We start from the raw sequence: 17,352 nt of genomic DNA on the forward strand, positions 1-17,352 counted from the left end.
AATTATAAGTAATATGAAATGCTATTCTGCTAAAACAATAATCTTATTATTTTGCATTTCTATAACACCGCCGTTGATTTCAAAAAGTTCGGTTTTGTTATTGCCGTCAATAACTCTTACATGGCCTTTTGTTAGGGTAGATATAATTGGGGCGTGATTATTCAATACCTCAAATTTACCATTAGTTCCAGGCAATTGAACTGAATTCACTTCGCCTTGAAAAACTTTTTTCTCAGGTGTTATTATTTCTAGTAGCATAATTTTTTATTTCGCTTCAGCCAACATCTTTTCTCCTTTCTCTTTAGCTTCCTCAATAGTTCCAACTAAGTTGAAGGCAGCTTCAGGGTATTGGTCCATTTCGCCATCCATAATCATATTAAATCCTTTGATGGTATCTTGGATATCTACTAATACTCCTTTAAGTCCAGTAAACTGCTCGGCTACGTGGAATGGCTGAGATAAGAAACGCTGTACACGTCTTGCTCTTGATACGGCTAATTTGTCTTCGTCAGAAAGTTCTTCCATACCGAGGATAGCGATAATATCTTGTAGCTCTTTGTAACGTTGCAATAGCATTTTTACTCTTTGAGCACAATCGTAATGCTCGTCACCCACAACATCTGGAGATAAAATTCTAGATGTAGAATCTAGTGGATCAACCGCAGGATAGATACCTAACTCGGCAATCTTTCTTGAAAGTACTGTAGTTGCATCTAAGTGGGCAAAAGTAGTAGCAGGAGCAGGGTCAGTTAAATCATCGGCAGGAACATATACTGCTTGTACAGAAGTAATCGAACCATTTTTCGTTGAGGTAATACGCTCTTGCATCGTTCCCATTTCTGTAGCTAGAGTGGGCTGATAACCTACCGCCGATGGCATACGACCTAATAGCGCCGATACCTCAGAACCTGCTTGAGTAAAACGGAAGATGTTATCTACGAAGAATAAAACGTCACGACCTTTACCTTGACCATCGCCATCACGGAAATACTCGGCCAATGTTAGTCCAGAAAGTGCTACTCGAGCACGTGCCCCAGGAGGCTCATTCATTTGTCCGAATACGAAAGAAGCTTTAGAGTTACCCATTTTAGAATCATCAACTTTGGATAAATCCCAACCGCCTTCTTCCATAGAGTGCATAAAGTCTTCACCATAATCGATAATACCAGACTCTAGCATCTCTCTTAACAAATCGTTTCCTTCACGAGTTCTTTCACCTACACCAGCAAATACAGATAAACCACCGTGACCTTTGGCAATGTTGTTAATTAACTCTTGGATAAGTACGGTTTTACCTACACCAGCACCACCAAACAAACCAATTTTACCACCTTTAGCATAAGGCTCAATAAGGTCAATTACTTTGATACCTGTGTACAATACTTCTGTAGAAGTAGATAAGTCTTCAAACTTTGGTGCTTCACGGTGAATAGGAAGACCATTTTCTCTGTCAAGATTGTCCATACCATCAATGGCATCGCCAATAACGTTGAATACACGCCCTTTGATGTGCTCTCCAGCAGGCATTTTGATAGGTGCGCCAGTAGCTAACACTTCAACGCCTCTTTTAAGACCGTCAGTAGAGTCCATAGAAATAGCGCGAACCGTATCTTCACCGACGTGTTGTTGGCATTCCAATACGAGTTTAGTTCCGTTTTCTCTGACAATCTCTAGTGAGTCGTATATATCAGGTAAACCTGCTTCGTTGTTTTCAAAAGTAACATCGACTACAGGTCCGATGATTTGTGATATTTTACCTTTGTTTTGTGACATCTTGTTATGCTTAATTGTATTAAAAAAATGTATTTTTATCCGTATAAAATCCCGGCAAATTTACACGAATTATTTAGTTTGTCGCAAAGATTTATTCAATAAATTAATTAGTACTTTTGAACAAGGTTTTAACATTCAAAACAGTACGTAAAATTTGAAGGTATATCATTCCATTTCTGATTTTCAAAATGTCAGTCGTCCTATCTTGACAACAGGAACTTTTGACGGGGTTCATTTTGGTCATAAAATCATTATCGATAGGCTTAAAGAAATCGCCAACAATCAAAATGGAGAAACTGTTTTATTGACTTTTTCGCCTCATCCGAGGATGGTTTTGTTTCCAGACGACCATAATTTGCAATTGATTAACACCTTGGACGAAAAAATAAAGTTGTTAGAACAGGCTGGGATAGATCATTTGATAATTCATCCTTTTACTAAGGCTTTTTCTAGGACTACTTCCATGCAATTTGTTAGAGATATCATAGTCAATGAGCTAAACACCCACAAACTTGTTATTGGTTATAACCACCATTTTGGTAGAAATCGAGAAGGTTCTTTTGAACACCTCAAGGAATATGCTCCATTATACGGTTTTGAGGTGGAAGAAATTTCTGCCCAATTGATTGATGATGTGAGCATTAGTTCAACTAAAATACGCCAAGCTCTCTTGTCTGGAGATGTGTCCAAAGCCGCAGATTATTTGGGTTATAATTATACTTTGCAGGGTCAAGTCATTGAAGGGCAACAGATTGGTAGAACACTTGGTTTTCCTACGGCCAATCTAATGGTTGTCGATGAAAGTAAACTTATTCCTAAAGATGGTGTTTATGCTGTCCATGTGGAGGTCAAAGGACAACTTTTTAAGGGCATGATGAATATTGGAAATAATCCAAGTTTTACATCCAAAAAACACAGTATTGAAGTGCATATTTTTGATTTTGATTCGGATATTTATAATGAACAAATTGAGGTTCGCTTCATAAAACGCATAAGAGAAGAAATAAGTTTTGAAAATCTTGATGCTTTAAAAATTCAGTTGGAAAAAGATGAGGATACTGCAAAAGCTATTTTGAGTTAGGCTAAAATTTTTGTAACTTCGGTATCAATTTTTTAAGCCCTTTATGAAAAAACTAACTTATCAGGCAATGCTATGTCTAGTATTGTCATTATTCTCTTGTCAAAAAGACATTCCTATTGAGCCTCTTCTAGAGCCTGTTTTTCATTCTCATTTACCAGCATTTCCTCTAACGCATTTATACATTATCAATAGAGAGTATGAGATACTAAATCAAGATTTACAGTTTAATTCAAGGGAGGAGTATTTAGAAAAGCGATTGATAGAATTATTTCCTCAAACCGCCTACAGAGGTATGGTTCAAGAGGCTATGATTGAAAGTCAAAATTATGAGCAATCTTATAATCTATTTACAGAAAGTTTAGCTCATTATAGCGACTTGATGCAGGAAGTAGATTCTTCCTTAATAGATGAGTCTATTCCAGCTTATTTTTCTGTAGAAGATGATATGAATTTTACCCAGCTTACTGCTCAAGAAATTGAAGATTTAGCGGCTTGGGACAATATTGCATTGGCACAATTCAATAAAAGTCAGATGGATAGTTTGTTTACAGCTCCTAATCGATTTTGGACGAATAATAGGCTTACAATTCCTATTGTTATTCCAATAACTTTAGCGGTTAAGTTTTCTGTGTTTAGAATTTTTCAGTCTATGTCACGTTCATACCAGCAATCGGAGTTTTATTTTCCTGATGAATTATGTGGTGGTTGTAAAGGAGATGCTTTTAGACACGTTTTTATGAGTATGCAATTGAGACGTTATTTAGGACGTACCGCTTCGGCAATGATAATGATGGCTTACGAACAATTTAACCCCAACAGTAGAGATAGCGATAAATACATGGATTTACATAACAACAAAGTAGGAAGGGGTAAAAAATATTGGGCATTTAGAGGAGCTTATTTTAAAGACCGTTACAATTGGGAAAGATGGGCAGTAAATGCCAAAAACTTCATTAATAATCCTAAAAATGGGGAAGATATGACTTGGGAAGATGGAAATTTGGAACGTTGCAAATCGGAGGCTGCTGAGGTATCTTCCTTAAAATATATTTTCTACAAATAAAAACGCCCTTTGAGCAATGTCAAAGGGCGTGTATTTTAAGTCCTTTTAGTTTTAGAAGCCTAAGGACAGTCCTATTAGGAAGTTGCGTTTAGCTTGAGGGAAATACCCTGCCATATCGTAACCTCCCTCACTATTAGCTGTAACGTAAGGGTCGTCAGGTCGAGGGTCGTAGCCATCGGATTTAAAACGATAAACCCAAGCATTATTCACGTATTTTTCGTCCAACAGGTTATTGACTTGAAGGCTAAGTCTTGCCGATTTAAACAGTTCACTTTCTATGTCCCATATTAGTCTGGCGTGATGAACCAAATAGGCGTCTAACTTACGATCATCACTAGATGTGTTGTCTATAAATTGCTCGTCCACATATTTAGAGATGAATTGCACCTCTATGTTGTCTTTAAATTGGTAGTCCAGCTGACTAGCCCATATCATATCTGGTGAAAAGGCTATGGTTGTATTGGAGTAGCTTTTACTTTCTTGCCCCCAAGTGTCCCAATTGTCCACGTATTCGGTATAGTGTGCGATGGTGTTTTCGCTAAAAGTAGCATTAGCAGACCAAGACCATTTCGGATTTATTTTTATACCAGCTTCTAATTCTATACCTTTTCTTTCGCTGTAGTCCACATTTTCTCTGGTATATTCTCCCACATCATTAATTTTACCTGTTAATATCAATTGATTTTCATAAATCATGTAATAAGCGGTTGCCGAGAAGGCAAAATTAGAACCTTCCATTTTATAGCCCACTTCGGTATCGTACAAGGTTTCGTGAAGTGGTCTGGAGTTAGGCGATGACTCGACAAAATCCGAGCGATTTGGTTCTCTATTGGCAATGGCAAAAGAGGCAAAGGCAGAGCTTTTATTATCAATTTGATAGTAGGCTCCAAACTTGGGGTTAAAAAACTCAAAATTGACCGTATCGTTGCGTTCTGCTCCATTTTCGTCTTTACCTAAAAAAGAGTAGTCAATTTGTCGGTGTTGCAAATCGGCATAAACGGTTACATCATCGCTGTATTGGTAATGACCTTTAGCATAAAGGTTAAAGTCTGTTTTTATACCATCGTTATCGTAATAGATGTGGTCAATTTGGCTGTTGCTGGCGTATTCTGCCCAACGCACTACACCATAATGCCTACCTTCGTAAGTATTCCAACCACCACCTATAGTATAGTCTAATTTGTCTTTTCTATTGTTGTAAGAAAATACAGCCCCATAAAAATCATTGTCTAGCCATTTTCTTCTAATGAGGTCGGTTTCAGTAAGGGTATCTTTACCAACAATGACATTATTTAAACCATAATCGGCAAAGTCTTGCCCATTCTTATATTGTTCGTAATAACCTTCACCGTGAGTGAAGTGTAAGCCTAAATTGAACGTTCCACTATTTGCTAATTGCTTGTTGTAGTGCAGCATATAGTGGTCTTGCCAATAGTTATCGGTTTCATTGTCATAGGTGTAAGAGTTATAGGTTCTCAAGCTATCGTTATCTAAATAGGATAGAGGCACACCATTCCAAGCCTGATAGGTTTTTTCTTTTCCAGAAATTACGCTCAATTTTAGCACCTCATCAGTACCGTAGTAAGCTCCAGATAGGTACAGAGATTTTAAATCAGATGTGGCTCGGTCGATGTAGCCGTCAGAGCTGATTCTTGACAACCTGCCATCGAGAGTAAATTTATCGGCAAGTAGTCCTGTGCCAAACTCCACATTATTTTTGAGAGTACTGTATGAGCCTATGGTATTGCTAGTCGTGGCATAGGGTTTAGCTCTTAGCGATTGGGTTTTTAGATTGATACTAGCCCCAAATGCTCCAGCACCATTAGTAGAAGTTCCTACGCCCCTTTGTATTTGTATATCTTCTACCGATGAGGTAAAGTCAGGCATATTGACCCACCATACCCCTTGCGACTCAGGGTCATTGAGAGGAATACCATCAATGGTTACATTGATACGTGTAGGGTCACTACCACGAACCCTAAAACCCGTGTAGCCGATACCTGCTCCAGCATCGGAAGTGGTAACTACCGATGGGGTTAGCGACAACATATAAGGAATATCTTGTCCTAGGTTTTGCTCGTCCAACTGTTGGGCACCGATGTTGCTGTAGGACATGGGTGTTTGTGGTGTGGCTCTGAGTGCATTGATGTGGACTTCTTGCAAGTCCGGATACACAATTAGTGTATCTTTCTGTTGGGCATTTAACCCTAAGCTAATGGCTAAAAAGCCCCAGCTTAAAAACGATTTGATTGTCATTGTTTTGATAAATTTCGTTAAACACTACCACTGGCACGGAGTTGCTGGTGGATAATTATGTAAAACTCCCTTCCCTTCCAAGAATTACCTTGGCAGGTTCGATGGGTATAATCTCAGCCTGTGAAGGCACCCCGTAAAGACGGCACAAATTTAGTTTTTAAATTATTTTTTTGCTAATTTTAAGGCAAAATCTTAATGCTATGAAAACACGAATTTACACCCCTATTGCCCCAATAGTTATAGTTGGGGGACAGATTAGCCGAGTCAATCCAGTTTTTTTACTCATAATATTTCTACTCTTTTTTTCTTCTTGCAAGAAAGACCCTATCCCTGATACCTCTGGCGACCAATACCTGTATTGTTATATAGACGATGAGTTGTTCGAAGCCGATTTTAGCTACCAACCAAGTAGTGGTAAAGGAGGGGGTGGTTATATATCTGGTATAGGCTTTCGTAACATTAGGGACAAAGATACCATAGCGGGTTTGGAAGAATGGGAACACCCTTACCAAACTTTGGAAATTGATGTTGCTTCTGTTTATCCTTATGAAGTGGGGGGTGGGCTGTACATACAGCTCAAAGACGTCTATAATCACACCGACTTTCAAATGGTACAGGGCTATTGTCAGCCCCGACCCTATCCCATTCAATACGCCGAACTGGATACCAATTTTGCTTTTTACGACGTGTCAGGAGATTATAAAAACACCTGTTTTTATTTTTGCACTAGTAATATTTATAGCGGTTGGGTGCGTCTTACTAAGCTGATTAATACCAAAGAATTAGTACACATAGAGGGTGAATTTGAACTCACCTTGCATTTTAGTCAAGTTAGAGGTTCTGGAGCTCCTTTTGCTAATCCCCCTCAAAGCGTAACACTCACTGGCGGTCGATTTTACAAAAAATATATAAAACCCATTAATTTTTAAAACTATGAAAACAGTATTTACATTAGCATTTTTATGTTTTTTTGCTTTCTTTTTTTCTTCTTGCAAGAAAGACCCTATCCCTGATACCTCTGGCGACCAATACCTGTATTGTTATATAGACGATGAGTTGTTTGAAGCCGATTTTAGTTACCACCCCAGTAGTGGTAAAGGAGGGGGTGGTTATATATCTGGTATAGGCTTTCGTAACATTAGGGACAAAGATACCATAGCGGGTTTGGAAGAATGGGAACACCCTTACCAAACTTTGGAAATTGATGTTGGTTCTGTTTATCCTTATGAAGTGGGGGGCGGGTTGTACATACAGCTCAAAGACGTCTATAACCACACCGACTTTGAGATGGTGCAGGGCTATTGCCAACACAGACCCTATCCCATTCAATACGCCGAACTGGACACTAATTTTGCTTTTTACTATGCATCAATCAATAATGGAGTTCGTTCCTTTTGCTCAAGGGATGATTATAGTGGTTGGGTGCGTCTTACTAAGCTGATTAATACCAAAGAGCTGGTACACATAGAGGGTGAATTTGAACTCACCTTGCATTACAGCGAAACGATTTCTCAAAATTTTGGTGGTAATCCCCCTCAAAGCGTAACACTCACCGGCGGTCGATTTTACAAAAAAGTATATAAAACCCATTCATGAAAATAGGAGTTAACACTCTTTTTTAGTGATACACTTTACCTTTCCTTCAACAAAAATCGTTTAAACTAGATTTTCAGTTTGTTTCAAAAAATATCGTTTAGTTATATCAATAGCCACTTGAGTTCTGTTTTTTCCAGATACTAAAGCGAATGGCTTGTTGAGGGCTTTCAATTCCTTTTTATAGATGGCTAACAATTCCTGTCTGTGATTGGGGTGTTCTCGCATGCCATCGTTTTGCCAAGGGAGGTCAATATCACATAACAGATAGTAATCGTAATGTCTTTCTTGTATTTGTTCTAAAATCCAAGGGTGGCAGTTATCGTATTTAAATTCACTCCATACCTTGCAGACGATGAGGTCGGTATCCAAGAAAAGATAGGGGCTATTTTGGGGTATAGCATCTTCTATCTCAATTTGTTTTTTAGCAATTTGTAGTATGTCTTTTGGAGTGTATGGGGCGGATAGTTGAGCAATATACTCTCTTGCGTACTCTTGACGATACGGACAATTAAAGTGTTGAGCCAAGGCTTTGGTAAGTGTGCTTTTGCCAGTACACTCAGGGCCTATAACCACTACTTTTTTCATATTTATATGCTGGGTTTTTCTTGCAAATGGGCGTTGACAACTTTCATATTAAATACCACCTTTTGCTCGAGTAAAAAACTATTTTTCATTTCTTTTTGTATGGCTGTCATGACGTTGTCGTAATCGCCAAATACCTGTGTACTCATACCGTTAGTTTCTAAAGAAATGAAAGGGTGTCTTTTGAGGCGTTTAATAAAAAATGTAATGGGTTCGATGTAATTGACATCAAGGGGGTACATGCTAATTTCTACTGAGCATTTCATTGTTTTTCATGGTGTTGTAATGTTGGATAGATTGGGCAATTTCTTCCAATAAATTAGGGTTTTTTTCTATACTATTTCCTACGACTACGATGTCAGCACCAGCTTTACAATTGGCTATGGCTTTTTCTCCACTACAAATACCGCCACCAATGATTAGGGGAGCATCAATGGCTTGGCTAACCATATTTATCATGGATTCTGAAATAGGATTGGTAGCACCACTACCACCGTCCATAAAAATAAGTTTGAGACCTAGCATTTCTCCTGCCATAGCAGTACACATAGCTACATCGTTTTTATCGTGAGGGATAGGTGTGGTATTACTCATATAAGAAACGGTGGTTGGCTTACCACTGTCTATAAGTATATAGCCAGTAGATAATACTTCTAAGTTAGAGTGTTTGAGCAAAGGGGCAGAAATGACTTGATTGCCAATAAGCATATCAGGATTTCTTCCAGAAATAAGTGATAAGAATAAAATGCCGTCAGCATCTTTATTGACTTGCATAGAATTTCCTGGAAAAATAACTACTGGAATAGAACAATTGGACTTAATAGTTGAAATGCAAGTTGCAAAATTACCATTTGTCAATAAGCTACCGCCTACAAAAATTAAGTCCACTTTGGCGGCAACAGCTCTTTCCACAACTTGTACTAACTCATTTGTACTTTGTTTGTCGGGGTCTATTAAAACGGCAAAAAGTTTCTTCCCTTTTTGTTTATTTGATGTTATGAAATTGTAAATATTCATTAATGCAAATGTAACTAATCAAAATAATACACTAGCCAATGTTCTTTAAATTTTTCGTAATTTAAGTTGTATTGTTTGTCTAATAAGGAGCATTCCAGTTGGTTTTTTGATATGTTATGAATTCTTAAATCTTCATTAAAAATCAGCTTTCCCTTTTGGTGTATTTTAAATAAGCACTCTTTAGCACACCACATTAAGGTTGCCATTTTATCGTCTTTAGCTAGATTGAGTTCCTCTTGACTGAGAAATTTATGTCTGATACCAAAGGCTTTAGGGCTAATAGGCTCAAGGTCTATGGCAGCAAGTTTATTTGCACTAATGAATGCCAACAATTCTTTAGAGTGAGACAAAGAAACGGCTTTGCCATTAGATAGGTTTGGCGCGCCATAGCTATTGTATGATAAATGGCTTTTGGGATAGAGGTGTTGAATTAAAAATTCTTTGGCTTCAATTTCTTTCTCACGCTTTGTTTTTTGAAGGTATTCAGCCCTTGAAAGATGCCTTAAGCACAAGGTCTCAATGGATTCTATAACAAGCTGAAATTGAGACGTTTTTTTATAAAGTGAAAAATCTATCATTGAACGAGCAATATAAGTCAAATGAGGAGTTAATTTTGTATTTTTGTACCCTAAAATTTAACAAATGGAATCTAAAGTGGAAAAATTAGCTTATAAAGTGAAAGACATTGCCCTAGCAGAATGGGGTAGAAAAGAAATTAAATTGGCAGAAGCAGAGATGCCCGGCCTAATGTCCTTGAGAGAAGAATTTGGTCAAGAAAAACCTCTTAAAGGCGCACGTATTGCAGGTTGTTTGCATATGACTATTCAAACGGCTGTACTAATAGAAACACTCATTGAGCTCGGTGCTGAAGTGAGTTGGTCTTCATGTAATATTTTTTCCACTCAAGATCATGCTGCATCAGCTATTGCAGCTGCCAACATTCCAGTGTATGCTTGGAAAGGCATGAACGAAGAAGAATTTGACTGGTGTATAGAGCAAACATTATTTGCTTTTGAAGGCGGTAAGCCCCTAAATATGATTCTTGATGATGGTGGTGACCTCACAAATATGGTGTTTGATAGATATCCTGAATTAGCTGAAGGCATTAATGGTCTTTCTGAAGAAACAACAACAGGAGTGTTGAGGTTATTTGATAGAGAAAGAAACGGTACTTTATATACCCCAGCTATAAATATCAACGATTCAGTAACAAAGTCTAAGTTTGACAATAAATATGGTTGTAGAGAATCCTTAGTGGATGGAATCCGTAGGGCTACTGATGTAATGATAGCAGGAAAGGTAGCAGTTGTAGCTGGTTTTGGAGATGTTGGTAAAGGCTCTGCTGAATCTTTGAGAGGAGCAGGAGCAAGAGTAATCGTAGCAGAAATTGACCCTATATGTGCTCTACAAGCCGCTATGGAAGGTTTTGAAGTAAAGAAAATGATGGATGCTGTGCCAGAAGCTGATATTATTGTTACTGCAACAGGCAACAAAGATATTGTTAGAGGTGAGCATTTTGAAATTATGAAAGATAAAGCCATCGTCTGTAACATTGGTCACTTCGACAATGAGATAGATGTTGCTTGGTTAAATGATAACTGGGGAGAGACTAAAGATACCATCAAGCCTCAAGTTGATAAATATACTGTTGGCAATCACGATATTATTTTGTTGGCAGAAGGTCGTTTAATCAATCTTGGTTGTGCTACTGGTCATCCATCTTTTGTGATGTCTGCTTCTTTCACCAATCAAGTGATTGCTCAAATGGAGTTGTGGAATCACATCGATAAGTATGAAAAGAAAGTCTACACACTACCTAAACACCTTGACGAAAAGGTAGCTCGTCTGCACTTGGCTAAGATTGGCGTAGAATTAGATGAGCTAAGTAATGAACAAGCAAAATATATTGGTGTGCCTGTTGCTGGTCCTTACAAACCAGACTATTACAGGTACTAAACTTGTAAATTCAAAAAATATATCATAATCTTGTTAAACCTAACAAGATTATGATATGTTAAAATCCACTACATTTTTTCTGATTTGCAGCTTTTTTAGTGTACAGCTTTTTGCTCAATGTGTGCCCGATGAAAGTTTTGTTCCAATAGGTGCTAATTATGGTTTATCACCAGATACATTAGCTACGGCTTATGTTAATCAAAGTTATAACCAAGACTTAACTTTTGTTTTACCTCTTGACACTTTAGTTGAAATAGAAGGTTTTGGCGAAAACCTAATTGCTTTTGAAGATTATCACATCACTTCTATATCCTTGCCAATAGGTTTGTCATGGGAATGCAACAATTCTCAGAATAATTGCCATTATGACCCTACAATCAGTCAGTACGGTTGCGTTAATCTTTACGGCGTACCATTGGAATATGGTGAATTTAATGTTGACGTTAATGTTGTGGCAACTCACGAATTGTCTTGGGCGGTAGGCACTGAGGAAATCAGTTTCAGTTTACCTTTAACCATTCTTCCCAATATTTCTGCCAATAGTGGTTTTGCTATGACTAACTTTTCAGGTTGTGCGCCCCTCACCGTTGATTTCATCAATAATAACCCAGACCTAGCTGCCTATTCGTGGGATTTTGGCAATGGTAACGTATCCAATTTAGAAAATCCAAGTTCGCAATTGTACACAGAGCCGGGTGTTTATGAAGTGCATTATACGGCTCATTCTTCAATCGAACCTTTCTATTTCTTAACTTCTATACAAGTCAGTAATGCTTCAGGATGGGGGCAAGATGCTGAGGACGTTTTTGGCGATCCAGACCCATATTTTTATCTGTTTGATGAAGAAGGTAATCAGATTTATTCTTCTAGTGTTCAGGTCGATAATTCTTTTCCCGTTTCATGGGATTTAGACAATATACTATTAACTAATCAAAGCTATTCTGTACAAGTCTGGGATCAAGATGGTGTCTTTACGGGTGATGATAATCTGGGATCTGTTAGTTTTGATGGATACTCCAGTTCTTCAACCTTAACCAATGGCGATTTGGTGGTGGAATATACTATTTTGGAAGTTCAGCCAACGCCATTTGCTGATGTTGTCGATACTATATATGTCTATGATTCTCCAAATCAGCCTAGCTTTTCTTATGATGAAGAAAATGTTATTCTTTCTTTAGATTCGGACTCATTAGATGTGAGTTATCAATGGTATTATATCAATAGTCCTATTCCAAACGCTAATAATACCACTCACATTCCTAGCAACTCTGGATTTTATTATGTCTTAGCGACTAATGATTTTGGTTGTTCTACTCCTTCACAAGATGAAATTATTGTGGTTTGTGATGATTTTGCTCCTGAGCTAGAATTGAATTCGGATACTATAAGTTATATGCAGTCTTCCATCTTCGAATACCAATGGTTTTATGAAGGGGAACAGATGTTAGATCAAAGCTCGTCATATATCATTGCCGAGCAAGAAGGCACTTATAGTTTGCTTTTGCTTGATCAGTGGGGCTGTAAATACAATTCTAATGAAGTGTTTTTTAGTCTGGCATCTCTTTATGATTATAATCTAAATAAGCTATCAGTTTTTCCTAATCCAGCTTCCAATTATTTAGATGTTAAAATTGATGATGAGCAGTCATTTTACCTCTTAGAGTTATTCGATATGCAAGGTCGAAAAGTACTCAGTCAGCAATTATGGGACGTCAAAAATCGTCTTGACATACAACATTTAGAAAGAGGTACTTATATGTTAAAGGCGTATTCTAAAGGACAGCAATTAACAAAGCGTATCGTTCTGAATTAATTGGACACATATATATATGTGCCGTCAAAACTGGTGTTGTATTGTTTTAATGGAAGTAGAGCAGGACCGCTAAAAGGAGTGCCGTCATCAAGCAAAAAATTGGAATTGCAACAGCTATCTGTCAAAAAACTTGGATTTATTTCATTATTTAACTGAACTACCTCGCAATCATTCGAAGGTCTGTATGAACACGCCCTTTCATAAGCGACATACTCATTACTGTTTTTATGATAAATTATGATTCCTCTTATGCCATAAATCTCTTGAGTATAAATGGCACTACCTACACCGCCTAATTCGGATGCTTGTATTCTAAAGCTGACTGGCACATTAGGTATAGTATTCTCATCTTTTACGCATGATGAGGCTATAGAAATCAATAAAAATAATGTAAAATATTTGTTCACTAAAAGGGTGTTAAATTCATAATGTAAGTTTACAAATTTTTTGAGTTAACTTTTAGATAATCTTTATTTAATGTATATATTTACAGACTTTTGTTAAGCAGAATATGAATAGAATTTTATAAAACTATGTTCAATAAATTATACTTGCTTCTAGTGGGCTTGATTTTTACTAGCTCATCTATCTTCGCTCAGTCGGGCTCTTTAGAAGGAAAAATTACTGATAAAAATACTGGAGAAACGGTACCCTTTGCCAATGTTGTTGCCAAAAGAAATGGCAACCAAGTTGCAGGTGTTACTACTGATTTTGATGGTAATTATACCATTAAGCCTCTTGATCCTGGTACTTACGACCTAATCGTATCTTTTGTGGGATATGGTCAAGTGACTCTAGAGGGGATTGTGGTTTCTTCCAACAAAATAACATTTAGAGATGTTCAATTATCTGAGGGTATTGATATTGAAGAAGTAGTTATTAAAGATGAAAAACCACTTTTAGATCCCGATAACTTGGGAGGTAAAACGGTAACTAGTGAAGAAATTCGTTCTATGCCTACTCGAAGTGTGACTTCTGTTGCCGCTACGGCAGCTGGTGTTTACCAATCTGATGAAGGTTCTTCTGTTAATGTTAGGGGTTCTCGTTCAGAAGCAACAGACTATTATGTCGATGGTGTTAAGGTAAGAGGAAGTTTAGCTTTACCACAAAGTGCCATTGAGCAAATTACGGTTATGTCAAGTGGTCTATCTGCTATGTATGGTGATGCTACAGGTGGTATAATTAGTGTAACGTCAAAAGGTCCATCAAACCAATTGTACGGTGGTGCTGAAGTTGTTTCTTCTCACATGTTTGACGATTATAATTATGGTCTTCTCGGTTTTGGTTTGTCAGGACCAATCTATAAAGAAATTAAGGAAGACGGTTCTAAAGGTAGAGCTATCTTAGGTTACTTCTTAGCTGGTGAATTTAGAAACATCGACGATGCTAGTCCTTCAGCAGTAGGGGTTTGGAAAATAAAAGACGATAAACTAGAGGAGTTGAAAGAAAATCTTTTTGTTGCTGTACCTAATCAACAATCTTCTTCCATTGGTTTATTGAGTAACGCTACTTTTTTAAGAGCCGATGATTTTGAAAATGTTCAAGCGAAAATGAATACTAACTCTAGTGGATTCAATTTATCTGCTAAATTAGACTTCAAGCCAACACTCAAAACAAATCTAACTTTAGGAGGTGCAGTAAGTCATTCCGTTGATCATCCATTTGTTTACACTTATTCTTTACTGAATTGGCAAAATAATTCTGAAGAAGAAAGAAACACTTGGAGAACATACGCTAGATTTACGCAACGTTTTGGTGCTCAAGAAGGTGATGAGGAGTCTGCTTCTAATATCAAAAATGCTTACTACAATATTACTGTAGATTATACTAGAAATGATTTTGAAAGAAGAAATCCAAATCATGGACAAGACTTATTTAGATATGGTCACGTGGGTAAATTCAATACTTATAAAGATAGATTCTACACCTTTGGAGAAGATACTGCAAGTGGTGTAAATGGATTTATTCATAGAGGCTTTATTGATACCTTAATGACTTTTGATGGTAGCAATTCATCTAATCCTGATTTAGCAGCTTATACTCAACAATACTATGATATGTTTAGTGAAAACGAATTGCAAAGTTTGTCTTTCGGAGGTAATGGTAATAGAGGAGTAATAAGAACAGCTAATGATTTAGGAGAACTAGGACTTCTTAACGGTCAAGGCCCTAGAAATGTATATTCTTTATACTATAACTATGGCGATCAGTACGGTTCTTATGGAAAACAACAAGCAGAACAATTCTCTATACGGGCAAATGGTTCGGCCGATATAAAGGACCACGCTATTCAATTTGGATTTGAATATGAGAAAAGAACGGATAGAAGCTGGTTTGTTGCTCCAAACTCACTCTGGGGTCTGGCTAGACAATTAACCAATTTCCATATTTTAGAATTAGACTTAGCCAACCCACAATTCAATGCTTTGGGTACCTACGACCAAGTGTACTACAATCGTTTAGTTAATACGAATGCTCAATCTCGTTTTGATGCTAGTTTGAGGGAAAAATACAACATAGCACCTGATGAGTTTATCGATATAGATTCGTATGACCCTGATCAATTATCTATAGACATGTTTAGTGCCGATGAGCTAAACGAAAATGGCTTAGTATCTTATTATGGTTATGACTATAAAGGTGATGAATTGAATTCTGCCGCATCTATTGAAGATTTCTTTTCTGAAAAAAATGACAAGGAAGATTTCACAAGAAACATAGGTGCTTTCGAACCTATCTATACTGCTGGTTATATACAAGACAAATTTGCTTTTGATGATTTAATTTTCAGTATCGGTTTACGTGTAGATCGTTATGACGCTAACCAATCTGTTTTAGCTGATGAATATTGCTTGTATGATACTTATACTGCTAGTTCAAATGTACCATTACTTAGTGGGGATTATACAAGACCAGCAGGTATTGGTGATGACTATGTAGTTTATGTCAATGATCTAGATAATCCTACTGAGGTAGTTGGTTATCGTAACGGTCAAGATTGGTTTGATGAGAATGGAGAGGCTATTACTGACCCAAAAATACTGGCTCAAGCTTCAACAACAGGTCAGATTACACCATATCTTGTAAATTCTGAAGATAGTATACCTGTCTTTAAAGATTTCGAGCCTCAAACTGATTTTTCACCAAGGATTTCCTTTTCTTTTCCTATTTCTGATGAGGCGCAATTCTTTGCTCACTACGATGTCTTGACACAAAGACCTCCAACAGGAAATAGGTTAAACCCTATCAGTTACTTATATTTAGCAGAAACGGTAAATGCATTTGTTAACAACCCTAACTTGAAATCTGAAAAGACAGTTGACTTTGAATTAGGATTTGCTCAAACCCTGAATTTAAATTCATCATTAACACTATCTGCATTTTACAGAGAGTTAAGAGACATGATTCAAGTGGTTAAGACCAATTACTCTTATCCAGTTTCATACTTGACTTACGGAAACATTGACTTTAGTACGGTAAAAGGTTTTTCTGCTTTGTATGAAATGAGAAGAAGTGGAAACGTATCTATGTCTGCTAACTATACCTTGCAATTTGCAAACGGTACAGGTTCTTCATCATCTTCAGCTTTGAGCTTAGTAAATACGGGACAACCAAACTTAAGAACAACTATTCCTTTAAGCTATGACCAAAGACATGCTTTCAATTTAAGTATGGACTACAGATTTGATAGTGGTAAAGATTATAATGGACCAGTTTGGTTCAACAAGCAAGTATTGGCTAACGCTGGTGCTAACTTTATCATCATTGCTGGTTCGGGTACCCCTTATTCTAGACAATCTAATATTACACAAGATGGGGCTTTTGGAATAAACCAACGATCAACTTTAGATGGAAGTTTGAATGGTTCACGTAATCCATGGACAGTTAGAATTAACACAAAAATCAACAAAAGATTCTCCCTTGATGTCGGTCAATTGGATAATAAAAAGAAATTAGGGTTCAACGTTTACTTACAGGTACAAAACCTTTTGAATACAAAGAATGTTAGATCGGTTTACCGTGCAACAGGAAACCCTGATGATGATGGTTACCTATCTGATGCTTCAGCTCAGACAGATATTAACGCTCAGAATGACCCACAGTCATTTAGAGATATGTATATGATGAAGATTAACAACCCATCGAATTACAGCTTGCCAAGAATGGCACGTTTAGGAATAGAAATTAACTTTTAGTCTAAGATAAATAGTATAG

At 37.1% G+C, this 17,352-nt stretch carries 15 protein-coding genes and 1 riboswitch; of the genes, 7 read left to right on the forward strand and 8 right to left on the reverse strand.

The features are described 5' to 3' along the window. Nucleotides 1-21: 21 nt before the first annotated feature. Together atpC and ISP71_06855 are read right to left on the reverse strand one after the other, a co-directional pair. Nucleotides 22-258, reverse strand: coding sequence for an ATP synthase F1 subunit epsilon (gene atpC / locus ISP71_06850; protein MBL6663803.1), 237 nt, complete (start codon nucleotides 256-258; stop codon nucleotides 22-24). Nucleotides 259-264: 6 nt separating this feature from the next. After that, a complete protein-coding gene (locus ISP71_06855; protein MBL6663804.1) occupies nucleotides 265-1,773 on the reverse strand; it encodes a F0F1 ATP synthase subunit beta in 1,509 nt (502 codons plus the stop codon). Nucleotides 1,774-1,927: 154 nt separating this feature from the next. On the opposite strand from ISP71_06855, the gene ISP71_06860 reads away from it, so the two are divergent. Both ISP71_06860 and ISP71_06865 read left to right on the forward strand, forming a co-directional pair. Next, nucleotides 1,928-2,854 (forward strand): bifunctional riboflavin kinase/FAD synthetase, encoded by a 927-nt coding sequence (locus ISP71_06860; protein ID MBL6663805.1) that lies wholly within the window; start codon nucleotides 1,928-1,930, stop codon nucleotides 2,852-2,854. A gap of 43 nt (nucleotides 2,855-2,897) precedes the next feature. Further along, on the forward strand, nucleotides 2,898-3,917 hold the full coding sequence (locus ISP71_06865) for a hypothetical protein (GenBank protein MBL6663806.1): 1,020 nt from the start codon (nucleotides 2,898-2,900) through the stop codon (nucleotides 3,915-3,917). A 51-nt stretch (nucleotides 3,918-3,968) separates the two neighbouring features. Here the strand turns inward: ISP71_06865 and ISP71_06870 are convergent, their stop codons facing one another. Then, nucleotides 3,969-6,173 (reverse strand): TonB-dependent receptor, encoded by a 2,205-nt coding sequence (locus ISP71_06870; GenBank protein MBL6663807.1) that lies wholly within the window; start codon nucleotides 6,171-6,173, stop codon nucleotides 3,969-3,971. A 53-nt stretch (nucleotides 6,174-6,226) separates the two neighbouring features. After that, nucleotides 6,227-6,317, reverse strand: a riboswitch (TPP riboswitch). A gap of 56 nt (nucleotides 6,318-6,373) precedes the next feature. Here ISP71_06870 and ISP71_06875 point away from each other — a divergent pair. Together ISP71_06875 and ISP71_06880 are read left to right on the forward strand one after the other, a co-directional pair. Next, nucleotides 6,374-7,102: a hypothetical protein gene (locus ISP71_06875; GenBank protein ID MBL6663808.1), complete on the forward strand. Its 729-nt coding sequence runs from the start codon at nucleotides 6,374-6,376 to the stop codon at nucleotides 7,100-7,102. 4 nt (nucleotides 7,103-7,106) lie between these two features. Beyond that, nucleotides 7,107-7,769, forward strand: a complete 663-nt coding sequence (locus tag ISP71_06880) for a hypothetical protein (GenBank protein MBL6663809.1) — start codon at nucleotides 7,107-7,109, stop codon at nucleotides 7,767-7,769. A gap of 60 nt (nucleotides 7,770-7,829) precedes the next feature. On the opposite strand, the gene ISP71_06885 is transcribed toward ISP71_06880, so the two are convergent. Genes ISP71_06885 through ISP71_06900 form a run of 4 tightly spaced genes read right to left on the reverse strand, consistent with a single transcriptional unit; the run spans nucleotide 7,830 to nucleotide 9,946 of the window. Beyond that, nucleotides 7,830-8,354, reverse strand: coding sequence for an ATP-binding protein (locus ISP71_06885; protein ID MBL6663810.1), 525 nt, complete (start codon nucleotides 8,352-8,354; stop codon nucleotides 7,830-7,832). Between the two features lie 2 nt (nucleotides 8,355-8,356). Further along, nucleotides 8,357-8,617, reverse strand: a complete 261-nt coding sequence (locus tag ISP71_06890) for a hypothetical protein (protein MBL6663811.1) — start codon at nucleotides 8,615-8,617, stop codon at nucleotides 8,357-8,359. Next, the gene (locus ISP71_06895; GenBank protein ID MBL6663812.1) at nucleotides 8,595-9,368 is read right to left on the reverse strand and encodes a geranylgeranylglyceryl/heptaprenylglyceryl phosphate synthase; all 774 of its coding nucleotides are present in this window, start codon (nucleotides 9,366-9,368) and stop codon (nucleotides 8,595-8,597) included. The genes ISP71_06890 and ISP71_06895 overlap by 23 nt, the downstream gene beginning before the upstream one ends. A 14-nt stretch (nucleotides 9,369-9,382) precedes the next feature. Then, nucleotides 9,383-9,946 (reverse strand): 4'-phosphopantetheinyl transferase superfamily protein, encoded by a 564-nt coding sequence (locus tag ISP71_06900; GenBank protein MBL6663813.1) that lies wholly within the window; start codon nucleotides 9,944-9,946, stop codon nucleotides 9,383-9,385. 64 nt (nucleotides 9,947-10,010) lie between these two features. Here ISP71_06900 and ISP71_06905 point away from each other — a divergent pair, with 64 nt between their 5' ends. Then, nucleotides 10,011-11,324 carry an adenosylhomocysteinase gene (locus ISP71_06905; protein ID MBL6663814.1) on the forward strand — a complete coding sequence of 438 codons (1,314 nt, stop codon included), beginning with the start codon at nucleotides 10,011-10,013 and terminating at the stop codon, nucleotides 11,322-11,324. A gap of 55 nt (nucleotides 11,325-11,379) precedes the next feature. Then, on the forward strand, nucleotides 11,380-13,137 hold the full coding sequence (locus ISP71_06910; GenBank protein MBL6663815.1) for a T9SS type A sorting domain-containing protein: 1,758 nt from the start codon (nucleotides 11,380-11,382) through the stop codon (nucleotides 13,135-13,137). Here ISP71_06910 and ISP71_06915 read toward each other — a convergent pair. Further along, the gene (locus ISP71_06915; GenBank protein MBL6663816.1) at nucleotides 13,134-13,544 is read right to left on the reverse strand and encodes a hypothetical protein; all 411 of its coding nucleotides are present in this window, start codon (nucleotides 13,542-13,544) and stop codon (nucleotides 13,134-13,136) included. The two genes, ISP71_06910 and ISP71_06915, sit on opposite strands and share 4 nt — an antisense overlap. A 126-nt stretch (nucleotides 13,545-13,670) precedes the next feature. On the opposite strand from ISP71_06915, the gene ISP71_06920 reads away from it, so the two are divergent. Next, entirely contained in the window at nucleotides 13,671-17,333 is a 3,663-nt protein-coding gene (locus ISP71_06920) for a carboxypeptidase-like regulatory domain-containing protein (protein ID MBL6663817.1), read from the forward strand. The last annotated feature ends 19 nt before the right edge of the window (nucleotides 17,334-17,352 follow it).

This window comes from Flavobacteriales bacterium (assembly GCA_016779995.1).
Taxonomy (GTDB): Bacteria; Bacteroidota; Bacteroidia; order Flavobacteriales; family UBA7312; genus UBA8444.

What these genes read in the sequence shown, in the direction of transcription:
- atpC (MBL6663803.1), bottom strand. Translation starts at nt 258, where the DNA reads ATGCTACTAGAAATAATAACACCTGAGAAAAAAGTTTTTCAAGGCGAA.
- ISP71_06855 (MBL6663804.1), bottom strand. Translation starts at nt 1,773, where the DNA reads ATGTCACAAAACAAAGGTAAAATATCACAAATCATCGGACCTGTAGTC.
- ISP71_06865 (MBL6663806.1), top strand. Translation starts at nt 2,898, where the DNA reads ATGAAAAAACTAACTTATCAGGCAATGCTATGTCTAGTATTGTCATTA.
- ISP71_06870 (MBL6663807.1), bottom strand. Translation starts at nt 6,173, where the DNA reads ATGACAATCAAATCGTTTTTAAGCTGGGGCTTTTTAGCCATTAGCTTA.
- ISP71_06875 (MBL6663808.1), top strand. Translation starts at nt 6,374, where the DNA reads ATGAAAACACGAATTTACACCCCTATTGCCCCAATAGTTATAGTTGGG.
- ISP71_06880 (MBL6663809.1), top strand. Translation starts at nt 7,107, where the DNA reads ATGAAAACAGTATTTACATTAGCATTTTTATGTTTTTTTGCTTTCTTT.
- ISP71_06885 (MBL6663810.1), bottom strand. Translation starts at nt 8,354, where the DNA reads ATGAAAAAAGTAGTGGTTATAGGCCCTGAGTGTACTGGCAAAAGCACA.
- ISP71_06890 (MBL6663811.1), bottom strand. Translation starts at nt 8,617, where the DNA reads ATGAAATGCTCAGTAGAAATTAGCATGTACCCCCTTGATGTCAATTAC.
- ISP71_06895 (MBL6663812.1), bottom strand. Translation starts at nt 9,368, where the DNA reads ATGAATATTTACAATTTCATAACATCAAATAAACAAAAAGGGAAGAAA.
- ISP71_06900 (MBL6663813.1), bottom strand. Translation starts at nt 9,946, where the DNA reads ATGATAGATTTTTCACTTTATAAAAAAACGTCTCAATTTCAGCTTGTT.
- ISP71_06905 (MBL6663814.1), top strand. Translation starts at nt 10,011, where the DNA reads ATGGAATCTAAAGTGGAAAAATTAGCTTATAAAGTGAAAGACATTGCC.
- ISP71_06910 (MBL6663815.1), top strand. Translation starts at nt 11,380, where the DNA reads ATGTTAAAATCCACTACATTTTTTCTGATTTGCAGCTTTTTTAGTGTA.
- ISP71_06920 (MBL6663817.1), top strand. Translation starts at nt 13,671, where the DNA reads ATGTTCAATAAATTATACTTGCTTCTAGTGGGCTTGATTTTTACTAGC.